This is a genomic window from Nocardiopsis sp. CNR-923 (assembly GCF_001942255.1).
Taxonomy (GTDB): domain Bacteria; phylum Actinomycetota; class Actinomycetes; order Streptosporangiales; family Streptosporangiaceae; genus Nocardiopsis.
On the sequence record NZ_MKKC01000098.1, the window covers coordinates 78346 to 97216 of the forward strand.

The window sequence follows — 18871 nt, forward strand, 5'->3', positions numbered from 1 at the left end:
ACACCTCGTGCGTCACCGCGCCGGAGGCGACGATTGAGGGTGCCCCACCCCCACGCGAAGCGCCCCGTGGGCGGTGGAGGGTGACGGGTGGAGGGGAGGCGGGGGTTCAGCCGACGTTCGCACTGCGGAGTCCGGTGTCCGTGCCGCGGCGCCCGGTGGCGAGCAGGACGACGGCGATGGCGACGAGTCCGAGTCCGAGGATGACGCTGCCGATCGGCAGCGTGGTCCGCAGCAGCGGCAGGTACGCCCGCGCGTCCTCGGTCGACTCGATCTTGCCGTCGACGCTCTCCTGGTTGAAGGCGAGTTCACCGCTGAGCAGGACCAGGACCTCCGCGCCGTCGACGACGACGGCGCGGTGCTGGTCCTCGACCACGTTGACGGGGATGCCCGAGACCGGCTCGACCCAGTACGTGCGGGTGATGGAGAAGACCTCGTCACCGGTGACGTCGCCGTCGCCCTCCAGACCGGCGACCGACCGGGGGACGGTGCGTTCGCCGACGACGGTGGGTTCGACGGTCTGGACGTACCGGTAGGCCTCGACGCCCTCGATCTCCTCGACGCCGTCGTACTCCATCGGGACGACCTCCTGGACGGTGGTCTCGAAGAAGTCGTAGTCCCGCTGCTCGCTGAGGAAGGGGAACTTCCAGAGCTGGCCCGCCTGGACGACCGGCTCCTCGTCGATCATCGCGTCGCAGCAGTCGACGGCCTCACCGGTGACCCGGTCGTGCCCCGCGCGGCGGCTGCTGGAGGAGATCCCGAAGTCGCGGTCGTCGTCCCTGATCCAGGTGAACTGGTCCCAGACGACGGTCTCGTCGGTGCTGGAGGCCACGTCCGCGCGGATGGTGGAGTGGGCCTCGACGGTGGCGTTCTCGACGGACTCGACGTCCTCGATGTTGAAGTAATCGACCTCCCCGACGTTGACGGTTTGGCTGTAGTAGTCCAGCGGGGTCCTCATCAGGGAGTCCGCCAGCCATGTGCGCATCATGGGGGCCATGGCGAGACAGAAGACCCCCAGCGCGATGAGAACGACCGCGGCGATACGGCGCATGTGCCCTCCTGGGCGGATGAGAGTCAGGATCCGAAAGCAGACTGGAACTAGCTTCAGTTCCAGGTAGAGTACTGCCCAGTAGTGAACAACGTCACCAGGGCGTGTCTGAATTTTTATAACACGTTCTAGTGCATCGCGTTTCAACGGACTCCCGCTCTGGAAGGCCCTATGGCGCCCACTCCCGCCCCGCCCGAGGAACCCGCCGGGTCCCCCTCGGAGGGCGCGCGAACCGTCACCCGGACCGTGGACCCATCGCTCGTGTTGCCCCAGGTCGACGGACGCCACGAGACCCTCGACGGCATCCGCGCGGCGGCCGCCGTGATGGTGCTCCTGTTCCACGTGGCCACCGAGACCGGCGACGCGCTCGCCCCCGGAGTCCGCGGCGGACTGCTGGCCTCCATGGACCTGGCCGTCCCCCTCTTCTTCGCGCTCTCCGGGGTTCTGCTGTACCGGCCCTGGGCCCGCGCGGCGCTCGACGCGTCCGGGGTCCGCGCGCCCGTCCCTACCTGTGGCGGCGCGCGGTCCGCGTGTTCCCCGCGTACTGGGTGGTGGCGGTGACGGCGCTACTGGTCCACTCGCGGGAGGAACTCGGATCGCTCCTGTACTGGGCCGAGATCCTCACGCTGACCTTCCCCTTCGACACGGACCCGCCGTGGTTGGGCACCGGACCCTACGGCCTCGGTCAGATGTGGAGCCTGTCGGTCGAGGTCAGCTTCTACCTGCTGCTGCCGTTGATCGCGCTCGCCCTGTCGCTGTGGGCCCGGCGCGGCCGGACGGTCCACGCGCGGGGTCGGCGCCTGATGGTCGGGCTGGCGGTGATGACCGCGCTCGCCTTCGTGTCCCTGGTGCCGCAGTTCTATCCGCAGCGCGCGAGTACATGCACGCCTGGCTGCCGCGCGCCTGGGACTGTTCGCCGCCGGGATGGGCCTGGCGGTGCTGTCGGAGTGGGCCTGGCGCGAGCCCGGCCCGGACGGCCCCGTGCGGCGGTTCTGCCGGACCGTGGCCGCCTCGCCGGGGGTGTGCTGGCTGGTGGCGGGGGCGTTCTACGTCCTCAACGCCACCCCGGCGGCCGGTGGCCGCTTCATCGGCGCGGGCGACGTCTGGAGTTCGGCGCTGCACTCGGCGACGGGGATCGGGTTCGCCTTCTTCGTCATCGCCCCCGCGGCGCTGGCGCCCAGGCCGATCGGGGCTCCGGCCCGGCTGCGCGACGCGCGCGCGTGGACCGGCGGGCGGTGGATGGACTCGCTGCTGCGCCACCGGGTGTGCCAGTTCCTCGCCCGGGTCTCCTACGGAGTGTTCCTGTGGCAGTTCATGGTCCTGTACCTGTGGCGGGACTTCACCGGGCAGGAGATCTTCACCGGCTCCTTCTGGCTGGACGCGGTGCCGGTGACGCTCGTGACGGTGCTCCTCGCCTGGGCGACGTTCCGGTGGGTGGAGGAGCCCAGCCGCCGGTGGTCGCGCACGAACGCGCCGAGGTTCGCCAGGTGAGCGCACCGCACTCGCCGCGGGCCCAGGCTCCTCTTCGTCGCGCCCGTCGCCCACCACCCGCAACGGCCCCCGCGGCGCGGCCACGTCCCCGGGCCGTCTGACGGCGCCCGGACTACTCGGCCTCCCAGGGGTTGCCCTCGACCGACGGCGCCATCTCCCCCACCGACACCCACGTCACGCACAGCTCCTCGGGGTCGGTGTGCAGGGTCAGGCGCTCTCCGGGCGCGGCCACGGGCACGTACCAGTTGGCGCCGCCCTCGGCGGCGGGCAGGTCGAGTTCGAGCCAGGCGTCGCCGAGCAGCAGCTCCGCCTCGGTGTCCTCCACGGCCGTGTAGCCGAGGGTGACCACCTGCTGGACGCCGCCGTAGACCCGCACCGGCCAGGACAGGCCGCCGCCCCATGTCTCGATGCACTCGTCGGCCGTTCCCGGGCCGAACACGTATCCGCCCTCGCCGGGGCGGGCGTCGACCAGGTAGCCGGCGTCGTTGAACACGTAGGCGGTGTCGGACTGCTCGGGGGCCCGCATGCGCTCGGCGACCTCGGGCGGGGCCAGCGGCGCCAGCGCCCAGGAGCTGAGCCTGCGGGGCCCGTTCCACTCCAGGACGACGTCCGGCGGCACGGGCCGTGAGTACAGGCCGCCCTCCTCCGGCACGGCCGCCATGGAGTTGCGCACGGTGTCCAGGTACCACTGCAGGCGGTCGCCGTTGAGCGTGTCGGCGTAGGCGTGCGTGGAGTACCCGGCGGCGCCCGCGTACACGACCGTCGCGAGGACCGCAGACACCCGCGCCCCGCGTCCGGGGCGGACGCGGTAGGGGTGCGGCGGGGCGTCCGGCCCCCCGCCGACGCGGTCCCGTTCCTCACGAGTGGGCAGGTAGGCCAGGGCCAGGCACAGCGCGAACACGAGGGCGGCGTCGGCGACGTACCGGGGGTCGGCTGCGGCCACGTCCTGGAAGCGACCGCGCGCGATGATCGTCGGGACGATGTCGGCGCACAGGAGGTAGCCGAGCAGCAGGGCCCACGCCCGCCACGCGCGGCGCCGCCACCACAGGCTCCCCAGGACGATCCCCGCGAGGACCGCCCAGGAGCCCAGCACGATCCAGCCGTCCGGGTCGACGAGCCCTCCTGCCGGTGTGAGCGGGCCCCATTCCAGTGGCCCCCCGAGCGCGCCGACCGGGAAGACCTCGGTGAGCAGGCCGCGCAGCATCGCGAACGCGGGTTCGCCCTCGGGGACGCCCGCGCCCTCCCCGGTGTCGCTCGCGCGCATCCGCCCCAGGTACAGCAGCGTGTATCCGGCGAACAGGCCCGCCATGGCGCCCCAGAAGGCGCGGTGCGTGCGCCAGGCGCGCCGGAGGCCGGTCGTCAGACTCCCGGAGTACAGGTAGGCGACGGCCACGGCCAGGAGCAGCGGCGGCAGGAACATCCCCTTGACGGCGAACAGCATGCCGAACACCACCGACCCGCCCGCGAACCAGCCCGCGCGCTGGTCGCCCGTGCGCACGTACCGCACGGTCCACAACAGGGCGAGCGCCGTCGCCAGCTGGAGCGGGACGGCGTTGAGCGCGGCCGCCCACCACCCCAGGACGGGGACGGTCAGCGGGGCCAGCGCGATCACGGTCAGGGGGACGAGCAGGGCCCACCGGCGGCCGAAGAGCTCCCACAGCAACCGGAGGAAGACCACCAGGGAGAGCGTCTGGAGCACGAGCATGGCGCCCGCGCTGACCCACCACTCGAAGGGCCAGAAGGCGGTCTGGAGGTAGACGAGGAACATCGCCCCCGGCATGAAGTGGCCCTTGTGCAGTTCGAAGAGGTACTCGGGGGTGAGGTCGGAGGTGTCCGCGGCGGCGAAGAAGAGATAGTCGTCCTCGACGAAGTACGACGCGTCGAGGACGAGGAACCGGAGGGCCGCGGCGACCGCGATGACCACCGCTGCGGCCAGGACCACCCGGTCGCGCACGAGTCCGCCGACCACGGCGGGCCAGGGGCGCCGCCCGGGCTCCCGTTCCTCCCCCCGTACGCTGGGGTCCGTGTGCGGCGCCTCCGCGGCGCCCCCCTCGCCGGAGGTGGGGGATACAGGCGGCATGGACGTCCTCCCGGCCCAGATTGGCCAACCCACGACAGGGGTGTCAGAATACAACACGTTCCACTTTTCCTCCCGAACGCCGCATCAGTACCAGATGTCCTGCGCCTCAGGAACAGGAACACGATCCAGTTAGCGCGGCCCGGGAGCAGAGCGTCGTGGAGGTGATGTCGGTGGGGCTCGAACAGGTCCGCCGCGACTGGACCCGGCTGGGTTCCACCGAGCCGCTGTGGGCGGTGTGCGTGGATCCGGCCAAGCGCGACGGAGGGTGGGACGACGACGAGTTCCTCGCCTCCGGCGCGGCCGAGATCGAACCGGCCCTCGCCCGCCTCCGTGAACTGGGCATCCACCCGGACAGCGGCCGTGTCCTGGACTTCGGCTGCGGCGCGGGGCGGCTGTCCAACGCGCTGGCCGCGCACTTCGACCGGGTCGTCGGCGTGGACATCTCCGCGCCCATGCTCGCCGAGGCGCGGCGGCTCGACCGCTCGGGGGGTCGGATCACGTTCCAGTTGAACGAGCGGCCCGACCTGTCGGCCCTCGACGACGACTCCTTCGACCTCGTCTACACCGACCTCGTCCTCCAGCACCTGCCGCCCGACCTGGCCGACGGCTACCTGCGCGAGTTCGCCCGCGTCGTGCGGCCCGGCGGGGCCATGGTGATCGGCGTTCCCGAGTCCGAGCGCCGCACGTTCAAGGGCATGGTCTTCCGGTACGCCCCGTTCCCGCTCATCCGCCTGGCCCAACGCGTGATCCTGCGGTACCCGGCGCCGATGCGCATGCACACCCTCGCCACCGAACGCGTGGCCGCACAGGTGCCCGGCGGCCGGATCGTCGCCTCCGACAAGTACTGGGGCGGCGACCACTGGCGACACCTGCGCCACTTCATCACCATGGACGGGAAGGCCTCCGGATGACGGCCCGCCCCGACCGCACGGTCCCCTTCCGCGCCACGCTCGGCCGGTCGGTCGCGCTGTTCACGGCCTTCCGCAGGGAACAGACCGATCCGGCGTACTTCTACGGACTGCTGGCCCGCGACACCGTCGCCCAGCTGCGCTCGTACACGCCCCTGGACGGGCGGCTGGTGGTCGACGTCGGGGGCGGGCCCGGATACTTCGCCGACGAACTACGCGCCGCCGGGGCGCGGTGCCTGTGCGTGGACGCCGACGCGCACGAGATGCGGCTGCACGGTCGACAGGCCGACAGCCACGGCGTGCAGGGCAGCGCGCTCGCCCTGCCGCTGCGCGACGGTTCGGTGGACGTGTGCTTCTCCTCCAACGTCCTCGAACACGTCCCCGACCGGGTCCGCATGGCCGACGAGATGGTCCGCGTGACGCGGCCCGGCGGACTCGTGTACCTGTCGTACACCCTCTGGCTGTCCCCGTGGGGCGGCCACGAGACCTCCCCCTGGCACTACCTGGGCGGTTCCTACGCGGCCGAGCGGTTCGCGCGCAAGCACGGACGGCGGCCCAAGAACGACTTCGGGCGATCGATGTACGCCGCCCACGCCAAGGAGATGCTCGACTGGACCCGCGGGCGGACCGACGTGGACGTGATCGACATCCGCCCGCGCTACCTGCCGACCTGGACGAAGCCGGTCGTCCACGTGCCGCTCCTGCGCGAGATCGTCACGTGGAACCTGCTCCTGGTCCTGCGCAGGCGGTGAGGCGGGGCTACACCGCAGGGTCCAGGGGGTGGGGGCATACAGAGCGCGGAGGACCTGACCACCGTCCTCGCCGGAGCGGGAGTGTTCGGCGGCGTTGGCAAAGGCCTCGCTGGCGCACAGGACGATGGTCTCGGTCAGGTCGTCAGGCAGGTCGAGCACTTCCGCGAGGTCCGCGCGGAGTTCAGCCCGAACTCGTGAGCACCGGGACAGGTCACCCGGGTACATCCGCGCGGGCCACCGGTGCCCCTGGACGACAGGCAGCGGCGGGATCAGGGTTCGCTGCTGTGGAACGATGGGCATGCTGGTATTTCCTTTCTACTGGCCACGCCCTGGGAGCGCATTCAACGTTCGCCAGGGCCTTCCTTCATCAGCGGACGACGCGGACGTGACCGCCCGCGTCCCTCGCATCCGCCATCGGATCCGCGCCCTGCTTGGGCTCCGTCTCTGACTCCGGCACGAGGCTCTCCAGCAACTCCAGGGACGCGGTTCGGGACAGCGCCTCGCCTTTGACCGCCTCGAAGAGATCGGCGTAGGCGGCGGTGAGACCGGGCTGGGTGATCAACTGCCCCGGCCCGCACGGCGCGGGCACGTACGCGGCCAGCCGGTGCGGGCTGAACGAGAGCACCCGGAAGGGTCCGGAGCGGGAGGGGTGCAACCGGGTGCCACTGGGGATGACATGGAGGCTCACGTGGTCGAGGCTCACCATGCTGGCCAGGTGCAGGTGCTGTTCTCGCATGGTCTCGGGACCGCCGATCTCCTCCCTGAGCGCGGACTCGTCCACGACCACGCAGAAGTAGGGCTGGATACAGGCGTTGTGCGACGAGACCCGAACGCGCCGGGCCCGATTCAGCTCCGAGTGGGACAGACTGGCCTCCAGGGGGCGGGCGGCCTCGCCCAGCGCCCGCGTGTAGTTCTCGGTCTGGAAGAACTCCGGGATCACCCCCGGATTGAACTCACGGAGCTGCCAGGCCTGACGCTGGAGCGGTTCGATCGGCCCGCCCTCTGCCAGGTGGGACTGGACGAGCGCCCGCGCCCAGGCGTCCAGCAGCACGCCGTCCATGCCGATCTGGTGTTCGAGGTAGGTGACCAGGTGCCGGTCCGGGGCGAGCTCGCCCGCCTCGATCCGTTGCACGACGTCGGGGTCGCACACTTCCCGCAGAGTCAGATCGTCCGGGGAGAGGCCCGCCCGGGTGCGCGCATCCCGAACCCGTTCCCCGAACCTGGCCCATTCCAACCTCTCCACACGCTGCTCACTCCTGGACGCGTTCGTCCGAATTTCGTCGGTTTCAGAGCGCGCACGCACCATGCTTCCCCCCCAGCCTTAATGACCACCAACAGCTAGAATGAGTGAAGCATTTATTCTCATCGCATGCGAGCACTTCGGCGAGATTGACCTTACGAGACAGCTTCTTCTGGCCGGAAGGTAAGGAACCTGCGTCTTGGGCCTCGCTAGGCTCGCCACATCACGCCGCGAAACAGGAGGTCTTGTGGGATCGAAACAGCCCACCGTAGCGGGACGCAGCCTGGGCGCGGAGCTCCGGTCAATCCGCGTGGCTCGCGAGCTCAGCAGCACCGCCGTTGCGAAGCAGCTCGGGTGGCAGCAGTCCAAGATCTCCAAGATAGAAACTGGCAAGCAGGGCATCACGCCCGCAGATGTCTCCGCCCTGCTCGTGGCCTACGGAGTCGTCGGCAACGAGCGAGACCAGCTCATCGAAGCGGCGGAAAAGGTCGATGAACCTGGCCTGTGGGAGAAGCAGGATGCAATGTCACGTGACTCACGCACCCTCATCCGGTTGGAGAGCGAGGCCACCGAGATCGTCAACCTGGAACCGCTCATCATTCCTGGTCTGCTCCAGACGCCGGACTACATCCGGGCGCTGATGAAGGCGTGCGGGGTCGCAGATGCTGACCTCGAAGCAGGGTGTCCGCCCGCATGGCACGTCAAGCACTCCTGACCCGTGATTCACCGCCCATCCTGGACTTCATCGTCGACGAGTCCGCACTTCGCCGCCCTCTCCTGCCAGCGCAAGGGATGTCCAGACAGCTGCGGCACATCGTAGAAGCCGCTGAACGACCCAACGTGTCAGTACGCGTCTTGCCGTTCGACCTGGGCGGTCACCGTGGACTCGATGGGTCGTTCATGCTCCTGGGCTTCAACAAGGCGAGGACCGTCATCCACGTGGAACACAAGATCTCCACGTTCTTCCTCGAAGATGAGCGAGAGATCGCCTTCTACCGCGACGAGATCGATAGCCTGAGAGCAGCTGCGATGAATCCTGACGAATCGTCCGATTTCATAGCGGCCATCGCTCACGAACTCGGCTCCGGACAAGGAACACAGCAATGAACGCGCCATCCCATCACGAAGTCATCTGGCGCAAGAGCTCCTACAGCGGCAGGAACACCAACTGCGTGGAGGTCGCGTACGCTCCGGAGTCCTTCCGGAAGTCCAGCTACAGCGCGACCGCAAGCCACTGCGTCGAGGTCGCCGACCTGGCCTGGGGCGCGGCCATCCGGGACACGAAGCACCGCGACCTCGGCGCGCTGGCCTTCGACTCCGCCGAGTGGCACGCCTTCCTCGACACCTCCAGGCGCGACACCCCTTGAGACACCACGAAGGGTGGGCTGACCGCCTTCTGCGGGCAGACCCACCCTTCAACACTCAACGGCTGGGAACCATCAGACATTCGCGAGTTCGGCAGCGTCAGGAAGCCGGGCCGTCTTCCACGTCATCACGTACTCGCTCAATCAGCCGAACAGCGGCGGAACCACGAACAGCACTTCTCGACAGCTCGGCGAACGTTCGCCGATAGGGCTCGACCGCGTCGCCATCCGTCAGGCAGAGCTCGGCGCTGACCGTCTCCATCAGGACCTTGCGGTTGTCATAGATTCAGAAACCGTGCATCGGCGACGTGGTGAGACCCGCATCCAAAGGCACGATGCCGATACCGCCGCGTCCTCTCCTGACCGAGTCCGCCAGGTCGTTGAGCTGGTCGAAGAGAACACTCTCGGGGAACTGACGCATACGGAGAGCAGGCTCCCAGATAAGCGTCTGGAACTCCCGAGAACGATCATCCAGGACACGACGCCGCTCCATCCGCTTCCGGACACCCTCTTCCACATCGTCCGGTAGGCCATGCAGATCCACCACCCGCTGGATCATGTACCGGGCGTAGTCCACTGTCTGGAACAGTCCGGGCACGCACACCGATTCGAAGATCTGAACGTGACGACTCAGACCCTCCGACTCGACAGCACTCTGCTGGCGCGTTCGGGTCCCCGACGCTCGACGAACAGCCCGCCGAACGCGATCCTCTGTGCCCGACCTGCGCGCGAGCCACACCAACCACTAACGACCCCCCGAGCCACCGAAGGAGCCAGGTGAACACCACACCCGCCGCCCCCGACTGCGTCTTCTGCCGGATCACGGTCGGGGACGCACCCGCCCACCGGATCTGGGAGGACCGGCACCACCTGGCGTTTCTGTCGATCTTCCCCAATACCGAGGGTTTCTCCGTCGTCATCCCACGGAAGGCCGGGACGGATCATGGTCCGCCCCCGGCCTCATGCGGTCAGTTGTTACCGTCGTCGTTCATCGTGCCTCCCTGGGGTGAGAAGAACCGGGAACCGAGGCCCAGCGTTCCAAGAGGTGAACGACCTCGACGACCATGGAACCTCTCCCAACACGCTCGACAACGGGGTTGCTCCGGATTGCGCGCGTCCCCGATCCGCCGGAGGGAACATCCAACGGGCTTGGCAGACACGAACGCCGGGCCGGGGCACTCCCCCTGGCCGCGTTCGGGAACCGCGCGCGAACTACTTGCGCTTGTTGATCTCCTCGGTCAGCTGCGGCGCGACCGTGTGCAGGTCGCCCACCACGCCGTAGTCGGCGAGCTCGAAGATCGGCGCCTCGGGGTCCTTGTTGACCGCGATGATGTTCTTCGAGGTCTGCATGCCGGCGCGGTGCTGGATGGCGCCGGAGATGCCCAGCGCGATGTACAGGTTCGGGCTGACCGTCTTGCCGGTCTGGCCCACCTGGAACTGGTTCGGGTACCAGCCCGAGTCGACGGCCGCGCGGGACGCGCCCACGGCGGCGCCGAGCGAGTCGGCCAACTTCTCCACCACGGTGAAGTCCTCCGAACCCACACCGCGGCCACCGGAGACCACGATCGCGGCCTCGGTGAGCTCCGGGCGGGCGCCCTTCTCCTGCACGACGCGCTCCACGACCTTGGCGGCCCTGGCGGCGTCGGACAGCTCCACGGAGACCGCCTCCTCGGCGGCGGCGCCGGCTGCGGGCTCGGCCGGGACCGAGTTCGGGCGGACCGCGATCACCGGCACACCGGCCGTGACGCGGGCGTGCGTGACCGTGGCGCCGCCGAAGACGCTGTGCTCGGCCACCAGCTCGGCGTTGACGTCCACGACGTCGGTGAGCACGCCCGAACCCAGCTTCACGGCGGTGCGACCGGCGACCTCCTTGTTCTCGGCGGTGGCCGAGAGCAGGACCGCGGCGGCGGACTTCTCCTGCGCCAGTTTCGCCAGCAGCTCGGCCTTGGGCGCGACGACGTAGTCGTTGAGCTCGGCCGGAGCCACGTACACCTTCTCGGCGCCGAACTCGGCCAGCGCGGCCCTGCCCGACTCCACACCGTCGCCGACCCACACCGCGGCGGGCTCGCCGATGCGGCGCGCCGCGGTCAGCAGCTCGGTGGTGACCTTCTTGACCTGTCCGTCGACGTGGTCGACGAGGACGAGGACCTCAGCCATAATCCTTGAACCTTCCTGAGTCTCTCGCCTGCGCCTACACGAACTTCTTCTCGGCGAGGAAGTCGGCGATCTTCACGCCGCCGTCGCCCTCGTCCTTGACGACCGTGCCCGCGGCGCGCGGCGGCGCGGCGGCGAAGTCGGTGGTCTCGGTGGTGGCGTTCGCCAGGCCGACCCTGCCGGTGTCGATGCCCGCGTCCGCGGCCGACTTCCTGTCGACCGGCTTCTTCTTCGCCTGCATGATGAGCTTGAAGGACGGGTACCGCGGCTCGTTGATCTTCTCGACCACGGAGACGACCGCCGGGAGCTGGGCCTCGACGACGTCGTAGCCGTAGTCGGTCTGACGCTGGATCCTGATCGCGCCGCCGTCGATGTCGACCTTGCCCGCGAGCGTGAGCTGCGGCAGTCCGAGGTACTCGGCGAGCGCGGCGCCGACGACGCCGGTGCGCGCGTCGGTGGACTCGGAGCCGAGGACGACCAGGTCGTACTCGACGGTGCCCAGGGCCCGCGCGAGCGCGTAGGCGGTCTGGAGCGCGTCCGAGCCGTGGAGCGCGTCGTCGTTGACGAAGACGGCCTTGTCCGCGCCCATGGACAGTGCCTTGCGGATGGAGTCCGTGGCCTGGTCGGGTCCCATCGTCAGGATGGTGACCTCGCCGCCGTGCTTCTCCCTGAGCAGGAGCGCCTCTTCGATGGCGTACTCGTCGAGCTCGTTGATGACGCCGTCGGACGCTGCTCGGTCGAGCGTCCTGTCATCGGCGTTGAGCTTCCGTTCGGTCGCCGTGTCCGGGACCTGCTTGACCAAAACGACAATATTCATGGCCGGTGGCCGACCTCCCTGCACTCCATGATCCGCCGTGCGGCGGAGCGGACGCTGGCGCGCCCCGTACTGCCAACAATGCCGAATGCCGTTCGGCCATCCGACGGCGGGTCGAAGTTCACGTCAACCCCGTCCCGCGGTGTTCTGATACCCGTATGTTACTGGCTAGTAGCTTCACAACCAACCCGCGCCCCCGCGACGACTGAGGAATACCTCACCCGCCCGCGGGCTCGGAGCCCGGGGTCCAGGAAGACCGCGGCTCCACCTGGCTACTCGCCGCCGAACCGGTGTCCCGTCCCCTCCCTACCACCATAGGCGGGCGCCTTCGCGCCGACCGGCACCCCCCTCCCGGACTCCGCGCCCGACAACGGCGGACGCCCTCCTCCCGTGGCGGGGAGGAGCGTCCGCCGTGGGCCGGCCGCGTGCCCGCAGCGGGAGCGCGCCGCGTCTAGGAGAACCAGTCCGAGGGACCGCCGAACGGAGCCCAGCTCGGGGCGGCGGTCAACCCGATGGACAGGATGAGCATCATCAGCAGGACCACCGCGACGACCACGCCGATGAAGAGGTAGAGGTTGCGGAAGTGGACCCGCCGCACCAGCCACACCGCCTGCTGCCGGGCTCGCGGCCGCTCGGCATGACGTAGGCGAGCAGAACCATCACGAAGATCGCGAAGGCGCCGGTCCAGTTCGCCCCCTGGTTGCCGGTCTCGACGAACTGCGCGTACACCATCCCGATCAGGATCCCGCCGACCAGGTAGACCAGCGAGAACCCGAGCGTGCGCAACAGCATCCGCCCGAGGGCCCACGGGAAGCTCAGCGCCACCACCATCGTGTCGGAGTCGCGTCGGCCCCGCGTCTGGAGCCGCCGCGCGTGCTCGGCCTTGACCACCTCCAGAGCGGACAGGACCGAGATCACCACCACGCCCAGCGCGAAGCCGAACCACGGGAACCACAGAGCGACACCGGCCAACGCGATCATGAGGGGGACGAGCGTCAGCGGGTGCATCCGCCAACCGGGGTGCTCGTCGTCGTCCTCGTACTCGTCGTCGTCCTCGTCCGCTCGGCCGCCGCTGAAGTAGTCGCCCAGGCGGTCGGTCCGACCGCCGCGGAACCGGCCCAGCAGCCCGCCGCGCTCCTCCTCGTACCCGTCGTCGTAGTCGTCCTCGTCGAACTCCTGCGTCCGCCCGTGCGAGCGCCCGCCCCGGTCGACGGGGGTGAGGATGTCGCCGAAGTCGCCCTTGTGCAGCGGTGTGTTGAAGAACTGTGTCTGGGGCGCGTCGCTCGGCGGCGCCTCGTAGGTGGTCGTGCGGTCGTCGACCGGTTCCTGGGGGCTCATCATCATCGTCCCCTGAGGATCACCGGCCACCGGGTCCATCATTTGCGTGCCCTGCGTGTCACCACGCTCGGGCAGCTCGTCCGGCTGGATCCGCTGCGTGCCCTGGATTCCGCCGGAGGCGTGCGCCACCCGCTCGTCCGCGTCCCGGACCGACGAGACCGGTCCTGACGGATCGTCCGCGGCGTCGCCGAAGTCGCCGCGCGCCGACGCGGCGGACTCGACCGGCTCGGTCCAGGAACCGGCGGCGGACGACCGGTCGGCGCCGCCGGCCGTGTGCGAGGGGCTCCAGCCGCCGTCACCCCGGGCGGCCCGGTCGGCGAGGTAGCCGGCGGCTCCTCCGGCCGCAGCGGCTCCACCGAGCCCGCCGCCGAGGCCCGGGGCCCCGACGTCCTGCCCGAAACCGCCCGCGCCGTACACGGTGTGGTTCCCGGTCAGACCGGTGGCCCCCGCGCTCGCGTCCTCCGTCCAGGGCAGGTCGAGGTTGAGGCGGCCGGCCTCGGCGACCAGGTCGGCGGCGCTGGGACGGCGGGCCATGTCGCGGGAGACGGCAGCGTTGACCAGCGGGCGCAGCGCCTCGTGCATCCCGTCCATGTCGATCTCGCCGTTGAGGATCCGGAAGAAGATGACCTCGAAGCTTCCCGCGCCGTAGGGCGGGCGGCCCGTGCAGGCGAAGGCCACCGTCCCGCCCCAGGCGTGCACGTCGGTGGCCGGACCGAGGTCGGTCCCCTCGATGACCTCGGGCGACAGGTAGCTGGGGGTGCCGACGAAGGTGCCGGTCTGCGTGAGCTTGGCGCCGTCCACCGCGTGCGCGATGCCGAAGTCGATGACGATCGGCTCGCCGTTGGAGATGATCACGTTGCCGGGCTTGAGGTCCCGGTGGACCACGTCCACGGCGTGGATGTCCTTGATCGCCCGGGCCAGTCCGGTGACGAAGCGGGTCAGGGCCCGGCCGCGCAGGGGACCGTGGTCGGTGACGGTCGCGTCCAGCGTGGGCCCGGGGATGTACTCGGTGACGACCCACGCAGCTCGGCCCGGGTGTCGGCGTCGATGACCTCGGCCACGTTGGGGCTCTGCACGCGGCGCATGGTCTCGACCTCGCGCGCGAGCCGCGCCCGAGCGATGTGGTCGCCGGCGACCTCCGGCTTGAGGACCTTCACCGCGACGAACTGCTCGGTCCGGGGGTCCTCGGCCTGGTACACCACGCCCATGCCGCCCTGCCCGATGCGGCGACGGATCACGTAGTGGCCGATGCGCTCCGGCAGCTCCTCACCCGTGGGGAAACCTGCCGACATTGCCATCGAGAACTCATCCCCTCAAAAGACCGCATTCCGCCTCGGCCAGCCTATCGTCCGGGGGATGGGTCGTCGTTGGCTCGTGGGTCCCGTCCCAGGCCCGTGTGGTCGTGTCGCCACCGCCGGGCGGGCGCGGCGATCCGTCCGCCGTCGGAAGGGACCTCCTTGAGTATGACGGAAGATCCGGGCGTCTGGTTCCGCCGCGTCGTATCCGAGAACCGCGGCCCCGACCGGAGCGGCGGGCCCGGACGCCCGTTCCGACCGCCGCCGCCCCGCCCGGAGTGTGACCCGTCCGTCAACGGCCCGAGAACTCGGCCCTGCCCGGCCCCTGCTCGATGAAGCTGCGCATGCCGGTCTTCTGGTCCTCGGTGGCGAACAGCCCGGCGAAGTGCAGGCGTTCGATCTCCAGCCCGCTGTCGAGGTCGGTCTCCAGCCCTCGGTCGACGGACTCCTTGGCGGCGGCCAGCGCGACCGCCGGACCCTCGGCGTACCGCGCGACCTTGGCCACGGCCGCCGCGTAGACCTCCTCGTCCGCGACGACCTCGTCCACCAGACCGATCTCCAGCGCCTCCTGGGCGCGCACGTGGCGGCCGGTGAAGATCAGGTCCTTGGCCCTGGCCGGGCCGACCAGGCGCGGCAGCCGCTGCGTGCCGCCCGCCCCGGGGATGACGCCGAGCGTGATCTCGGGCAGGCCCAGCTTCGCCTTGGCGCCCGCGACCCGGAAGTCCGCGGCCAGCGCCAGCTCGCACCCGCCGCCGAGCGCGTACCCGCTCACTGCCGCCACCACCGGCTTGGGAACCCGGGCCACGGCCGTCAGGGCGTTCTGGAGGCCGCGCGAGTACTCCAGCGTCCGGGCGTGGTCGAGGTGGGCCATCTCCTTGATGTCGGCACCGGCCACGAACGCGCGCTCACCGCCGTAGAGCACCACGGAGCGCACGGAAGCGTCGGTCGACACCGCGGCCGCGGCCTCCGCGATCTCCCTGGTCACCTGAGCGTTGAGCGCGTTGAGCGCCTTGGGCCGGTCGATCCGGATCACGGCGACCGCGGAGTGCTCCTCGTCGGTCTCCACCCGCACGAACTCGCCCACGAGCTCCACCTCACTTCCTTCACTGACGAAGTCTTCGGACTACCCACTACTCGGAACTGCCTATCACCCGCGTCACGAGAAGAGCAGCACCAGGGTCCCCAGACGCCCGGACACCGCGTAGGCGACCACGAGCAGCGCGACCGATGCGAGAAGCAGCAGGGTGTCCGCGCGGCGCCAGCGGCTCTCCCGCGCCCATGACCGGGGTCCGGTGCCGAACGCCCGCGCGTCCATGGCCGTGGCCAGCAGCGTCCCGGTTCGGATCGAGCGCACCAACAGTGCGAACAGCCGTCCGAAGAACAGCGACACCACGCGCAGCGGGTGGCACCCGGCCTCCAGCCCGCGCGCCCGGCGGGCGAGCGTGATCGTGCGCCACTGGTGGGCGAGCAGCGGGATCAGCCGCAGCGCCGCCAAGACGCCCATCGCGGGCCGCTCGGGCACCCGCAGCTTCTGGACGAGCCCGTCCGACATCTCGGTGGGGTCGCTGCTCGCGGCGGCCAGCAGCCCCGGCAGGGCGATCGCCAGCAGCCGCACGGCCGCGCCCACCGCCCCCTCCAGTCCGTGCTCGCCGTAGAGGTAGTTGACCGTGCCGCTGGACAACCCCATGAGCAGGAAGGGGCCGCCCAGGAGGACCAGCGCGCGCCGGTCGATCCCGCTGAAGGGAATCGACAGCACGGCCGCCGCCAGCACCACCCCGCCGGTGACCGCGTCCACGGCGGGGACCAGGCCCAGACCGAGGACCAGGGCGGCCAGGAGCTTGGCCGCGGGGTTGAGCCCGGTCATCCAGTACCGGGCCCCGCCGCCCCGGGGCACGTTCAGCGTCATGGCGTCGCCCGTCGTCGGGGCGCGACTCTCCTCCCGCGCGCTCACGCGGTCCCTCCCTCACGGTCGGCGGCGGTCGCCGCCACGAGCGCCGCGTCGCCGTCCGCCACCCGTACCCGCGAGTCGGCCAGGTGCCGGAGCAGCAGATCGTCGTGGGTGGCCATGACGACGGCCCGGCCCTCGGCGCGCAGGGCGCCCAGCAGCTCCACGAGCTCCTTCCAGGTCCGTGTGTCCTGGCCGAAGGTCGGTTCGTCCAGGGCCAGGACGTCCGGTGCGTGCGCGGGGCCCGAGCTGAGCGCGGTCGCGACCGACAGCCGCCGCTTCTCCCCACCGGAGAGGGTGTAGGGGTGGACGTCGGCGAGCCCGCTCAACCGCAGTCGTTCCAGTAGTTCGTCGACCCACGCGTCCGCCGCCCCCCGCGCCGTCCCCGCCCGCAGCGGCGCGAAGAGCAGCTCCTCGCGCACGGTGGGCGTGACGAACTGGTCCTCGGCGTGCTGGAAGACGGTTCCGACGTGCCGTGCCAGTCGACGCGCGGGCCAGCGCCGCAGCGGACGCCGGTCGACCCCGGCGAGCGGGCCGCGCGGGTGCACGGCGCCGCGGTACGGCTTGCTCAGTCCGGCCAACAGCATCAGCAGCGTCGACTTGCCCGCCCCGTTGGGGCCGGTCAGAGCGGTGGCGGTCCCGGCCCTGACTGCCAGGTCGACCCCCTCCAGCACGGTGCGCGGCGGAGCCGACCGCGCGCCCAGTTCGACCGGCGTGCGCGCGGCGACGCGACCGCCTCCAGCAGCGCCGTGCCGCCGGGGGCCGGAGACGGGTCGGGCTCGGGCTCGTTCCCGGGGACCCACACGCCCTGGTCGGCCAGGGCCCGGCCGTGCTCCTCGAAGACGGCCCGCGGCGCGCCGTCGGCGACCACCCCGCCGCCCGGTCGCAGGACGACGACCCGGTCCACCAGGTCCACGACGTCGGCCACGCGGTGCTCGACCAGGACGAGCGTCGCCTCGGTCTCGGCCAGCAGCCGCTGGAGGACGCCGCGCACCAGCTCGGCACCGGCCGGGTCCAGGTTGGCGGTCGGTTCGTCGAGCAGCAGCAGGCGCGGACGCATGGCCAGCGCCCCGGCGACGACCAGGCGTTGCTTCTCGCCTCCGGACAGGGCCCCGGTCGAGTGGCGCCGCCCGTACGGGAAGCCGACCTCGGCCAGGGCGGTGTCGACGCGCGGCCAGATCTGGTCCGGGACCACCCCCAGATTCTCCAGTCCGAACGCGACGTCGTCCCCGGCCCGGGCCATCACGAGCTGGGTCTCGGGATCCTGGCTGACCAGGCCGACCACGCCCCGACGCCGGTCGGCGGGTTCGCCGTCCACCAGGAGCGTGCCCTCCTGCTCGCCGCCGATGGCGCTGTCGGCGCCGGTGAGCCCGGCGAGCGAGTGCAGCAGGGTCGACTTGCCCGCGCCGGAGGCGCCGAGCAGCAGCACACGCTCGCCGGGTTCGACGGTCAGGTCCACGCCGCGCAGCGCGTACGCCTGGCGGCCGGAGTGGCGCCAACCCCACCCGGAGAGCTCGACGCGCGCGCCGGGTCCTCCCGCCGTGCCAGAGCCCACCCCGCTCAGCCCTGGGCCGATGGGAAGGGGGCCAGCGCTCCGGTCCGGGCGAGCGCCGTGGTGATGAGGCGGGCGCCGACGCCGGCGATGACGGCGGCGCTGGCGATGACGATGAGGCCGTAGGCGAGCTTGAACTCCAGCGGCCAGGCGACGTTGTAGGTGATGTTGTCGCGGATCGCGGGGGAGATCCCGGCGACGGCCGCGGCGAGCACGGCCACGCCCATGCCCCAACGGCGGTAGCCGAAGGCGAGGAAGACCAGCTCGGGCAGGATGCCCTGGAGGGCGCCGTCGAGGATCACCATGATCCCCCACTGGGTGCCGAGCACCGCCGAGACGGAGGCGGCGGCGATCGAGGTGAGGAGGGCGGCGCCGGGTCTGCGGATGACGAGGCCGCCCAGCACGCCGGAGATCAGCCACATGCCGTAGACGACCGCCTGCCCGGGCGGGAAGCCAACGAACAGCGGCGTGGTGACCGTCCACACGATGTTCCACAGCCAGAAGACGACGCCGATGGCGACGCCGATCACGGCGGCGACCACGATGTCGACCGTCCGCCAACCGCGCAGCCGGGTGAGGACGTCCCGCCAGAAGCCGGTGCCGGTGGTGTCGGTGCTCATTCCTGTCCCTTCGTCGGGTGACGAGGGGTCATGCGGCCAAGAGCGCCTCCGGCCGTGTGCGGCGCGCTCCGGACGGCGGCCGGCGCGCGGGACACACGCCACCGGCGGCGGTTCCTACGACTTCCTTCGCTGGCATGACCCAGATCAGGTGTGTAAGGGTCTGCGGCGACCGTGCCGCACTCTCAGCGCCCATGCGCTCCCCTGTCGGTTATGCACCATTATGCGGGATGTTCAGCCTGGTAGTGACACGCGCCTCCGGCCGTGCTCCGCCAG

At 70.8% G+C, this 18871-nt stretch carries 15 protein-coding genes, 5 pseudogenes and 1 riboswitch; of the genes and pseudogenes, 6 read left to right on the forward strand and 14 right to left on the reverse strand.

The genetic code is table 11. From position 1 onward, the window contains the following. Nucleotides 1–106 precede the first annotated feature (106 nt). Nucleotides 107–1048, reverse strand: a complete 942-nt coding sequence (locus BJF83_RS17160; protein WP_075927087.1) for a DUF3068 domain-containing protein — start codon at nucleotides 1046–1048, stop codon at nucleotides 107–109. A gap of 168 nt (nucleotides 1049–1216) precedes the next feature. On the opposite strand from BJF83_RS17160, the pseudogene BJF83_RS17165 reads away from it, so the two are divergent. Then, nucleotides 1217–2536 (forward strand): annotated as a pseudogene (locus BJF83_RS17165) (acyltransferase family protein). A gap of 112 nt (nucleotides 2537–2648) precedes the next feature. Here the strand turns inward: BJF83_RS17165 and BJF83_RS17170 are convergent. After that, nucleotides 2649–4616: a hypothetical protein gene (locus BJF83_RS17170; protein ID WP_075927088.1), complete on the reverse strand. Its 1968-nt coding sequence runs from the start codon at nucleotides 4614–4616 to the stop codon at nucleotides 2649–2651. Between the two features lie 170 nt (nucleotides 4617–4786). Here BJF83_RS17170 and BJF83_RS17175 point away from each other — a divergent pair, with 170 nt between their 5' ends. Further along, entirely contained in the window at nucleotides 4787–5527 is a 741-nt protein-coding gene (locus tag BJF83_RS17175) for a methyltransferase domain-containing protein (protein WP_316042299.1), read from the forward strand. Further along, entirely contained in the window at nucleotides 5524–6276 is a 753-nt protein-coding gene (locus BJF83_RS17180; RefSeq protein ID WP_075927090.1) for a class I SAM-dependent methyltransferase, read from the forward strand. The genes BJF83_RS17175 and BJF83_RS17180 overlap by 4 nt, the downstream gene beginning before the upstream one ends. Here the strand turns inward: BJF83_RS17180 and BJF83_RS17185 are convergent. Next, a pseudogene (locus BJF83_RS17185) lies at nucleotides 6253–6576 on the reverse strand (ATP-binding protein); the annotation flags it as partial. The gene BJF83_RS17180 and the pseudogene BJF83_RS17185 sit on opposite strands and share 24 nt — an antisense overlap. Nucleotides 6577–6643: 67 nt before the next feature. After that, complete coding sequence (locus tag BJF83_RS17190; RefSeq protein ID WP_075927091.1) at nucleotides 6644–7426, reverse strand: DUF5753 domain-containing protein; 783 nt, start codon at nucleotides 7424–7426, stop codon at nucleotides 6644–6646. 400 nt (nucleotides 7427–7826) lie between these two features. On the opposite strand from BJF83_RS17190, the pseudogene BJF83_RS31180 reads away from it, so the two are divergent. Then, nucleotides 7827–8623 (forward strand): annotated as a pseudogene (locus BJF83_RS31180) (helix-turn-helix domain-containing protein). Continuing rightward, the gene (locus BJF83_RS17200) at nucleotides 8620–8883 is read left to right on the forward strand and encodes a DUF397 domain-containing protein (protein WP_075927092.1); all 264 of its coding nucleotides are present in this window, start codon (nucleotides 8620–8622) and stop codon (nucleotides 8881–8883) included. The pseudogene BJF83_RS31180 and the gene BJF83_RS17200 overlap by 4 nt, the downstream one beginning before the upstream one ends. 97 nt (nucleotides 8884–8980) lie before the next feature. Here BJF83_RS17200 and BJF83_RS27570 read toward each other — a convergent pair whose 3' ends face one another. Together BJF83_RS27570 and BJF83_RS26900 are read right to left on the reverse strand one after the other, a co-directional pair. Further along, entirely contained in the window at nucleotides 8981–9142 is a 162-nt protein-coding gene (locus tag BJF83_RS27570) for a hypothetical protein (protein ID WP_158070393.1), read from the reverse strand. A 24-nt stretch (nucleotides 9143–9166) separates the two neighbouring features. Further along, nucleotides 9167–9619, reverse strand: a complete 453-nt coding sequence (locus BJF83_RS26900) for a DUF5753 domain-containing protein (protein ID WP_262391645.1) — start codon at nucleotides 9617–9619, stop codon at nucleotides 9167–9169. A 38-nt stretch (nucleotides 9620–9657) separates the two neighbouring features. Here BJF83_RS26900 and BJF83_RS29480 point away from each other — a divergent pair. Next, a pseudogene (locus tag BJF83_RS29480) lies at nucleotides 9658–9825 on the forward strand (HIT family protein); the annotation flags it as partial. 267 nt (nucleotides 9826–10092) lie between these two features. On the opposite strand, the gene BJF83_RS17215 reads toward BJF83_RS29480, so the two are convergent. The 8 genes and pseudogenes from BJF83_RS17215 to BJF83_RS17250 form a co-directional block, all read right to left on the reverse strand. Continuing rightward, nucleotides 10093–11037 (reverse strand): electron transfer flavoprotein subunit alpha/FixB family protein, encoded by a 945-nt coding sequence (locus BJF83_RS17215; RefSeq protein ID WP_075927094.1) that lies wholly within the window; start codon nucleotides 11035–11037, stop codon nucleotides 10093–10095. Between the two features lie 34 nt (nucleotides 11038–11071). Continuing rightward, on the reverse strand, nucleotides 11072–11851 hold the full coding sequence (locus tag BJF83_RS17220; protein ID WP_187347170.1) for an electron transfer flavoprotein subunit beta/FixA family protein: 780 nt from the start codon (nucleotides 11849–11851) through the stop codon (nucleotides 11072–11074). 528 nt (nucleotides 11852–12379) lie between these two features. Continuing rightward, on the reverse strand, nucleotides 12380–14188 hold the full coding sequence (locus BJF83_RS26175; RefSeq protein WP_316042303.1) for a serine/threonine-protein kinase: 1809 nt from the start codon (nucleotides 14186–14188) through the stop codon (nucleotides 12380–12382). After that, on the reverse strand, nucleotides 14125–14484 hold the full coding sequence (locus BJF83_RS29485; protein WP_262391638.1) for a protein kinase: 360 nt from the start codon (nucleotides 14482–14484) through the stop codon (nucleotides 14125–14127). Before BJF83_RS29485 ends, BJF83_RS26175 begins: the two co-directional genes overlap by 64 nt. Nucleotides 14485–14773: 289 nt before the next feature. After that, entirely contained in the window at nucleotides 14774–15574 is an 801-nt protein-coding gene (locus tag BJF83_RS17235) for an enoyl-CoA hydratase/isomerase family protein (RefSeq protein WP_187347171.1), read from the reverse strand. Between the two features lie 63 nt (nucleotides 15575–15637). Then, nucleotides 15638–16387, reverse strand: a complete 750-nt coding sequence (locus BJF83_RS17240) for an energy-coupling factor transporter transmembrane protein EcfT (RefSeq protein WP_075927159.1) — start codon at nucleotides 16385–16387, stop codon at nucleotides 15638–15640. A gap of 41 nt (nucleotides 16388–16428) precedes the next feature. Next, nucleotides 16429–17981 (reverse strand): annotated as a pseudogene (locus BJF83_RS17245) (ABC transporter ATP-binding protein). 5 nt (nucleotides 17982–17986) lie between these two features. Beyond that, complete coding sequence (locus tag BJF83_RS17250; RefSeq protein ID WP_075927097.1) at nucleotides 17987–18598, reverse strand: ECF transporter S component; 612 nt, start codon at nucleotides 18596–18598, stop codon at nucleotides 17987–17989. Between the two features lie 104 nt (nucleotides 18599–18702). Continuing rightward, nucleotides 18703–18811, reverse strand: a riboswitch (TPP riboswitch). Nucleotides 18812–18871 lie beyond the last annotated feature (60 nt).

Bases quoted from the DNA above. Each gene is read 5' to 3' on its own strand.
- BJF83_RS17160 (WP_075927087.1), bottom strand. From the start codon at position 1,048: ATGCGCCGTATCGCCGCGGTCGTTCTCATCGCGCTGGGGGTCTTCTGT.
- BJF83_RS17170 (WP_075927088.1), bottom strand. From the start codon at position 4,616: ATGCCGCCTGTATCCCCCACCTCCGGCGAGGGGGGCGCCGCGGAGGCG.
- BJF83_RS17180 (WP_075927090.1), top strand. From the start codon at position 5,524: ATGACGGCCCGCCCCGACCGCACGGTCCCCTTCCGCGCCACGCTCGGC.
- BJF83_RS17200 (WP_075927092.1), top strand. From the start codon at position 8,620: ATGAACGCGCCATCCCATCACGAAGTCATCTGGCGCAAGAGCTCCTAC.
- BJF83_RS27570 (WP_158070393.1), bottom strand. From the start codon at position 9,142: ATGGAGACGGTCAGCGCCGAGCTCTGCCTGACGGATGGCGACGCGGTC.
- BJF83_RS17215 (WP_075927094.1), bottom strand. From the start codon at position 11,037: ATGGCTGAGGTCCTCGTCCTCGTCGACCACGTCGACGGACAGGTCAAG.
- BJF83_RS17220 (WP_187347170.1), bottom strand. From the start codon at position 11,851: ATGAATATTGTCGTTTTGGTCAAGCAGGTCCCGGACACGGCGACCGAA.
- BJF83_RS29485 (WP_262391638.1), bottom strand. From the start codon at position 14,484: ATGGCAATGTCGGCAGGTTTCCCCACGGGTGAGGAGCTGCCGGAGCGC.
- BJF83_RS17240 (WP_075927159.1), bottom strand. From the start codon at position 16,387: ATGACGCTGAACGTGCCCCGGGGCGGCGGGGCCCGGTACTGGATGACC.
- BJF83_RS17250 (WP_075927097.1), bottom strand. From the start codon at position 18,598: ATGAGCACCGACACCACCGGCACCGGCTTCTGGCGGGACGTCCTCACC.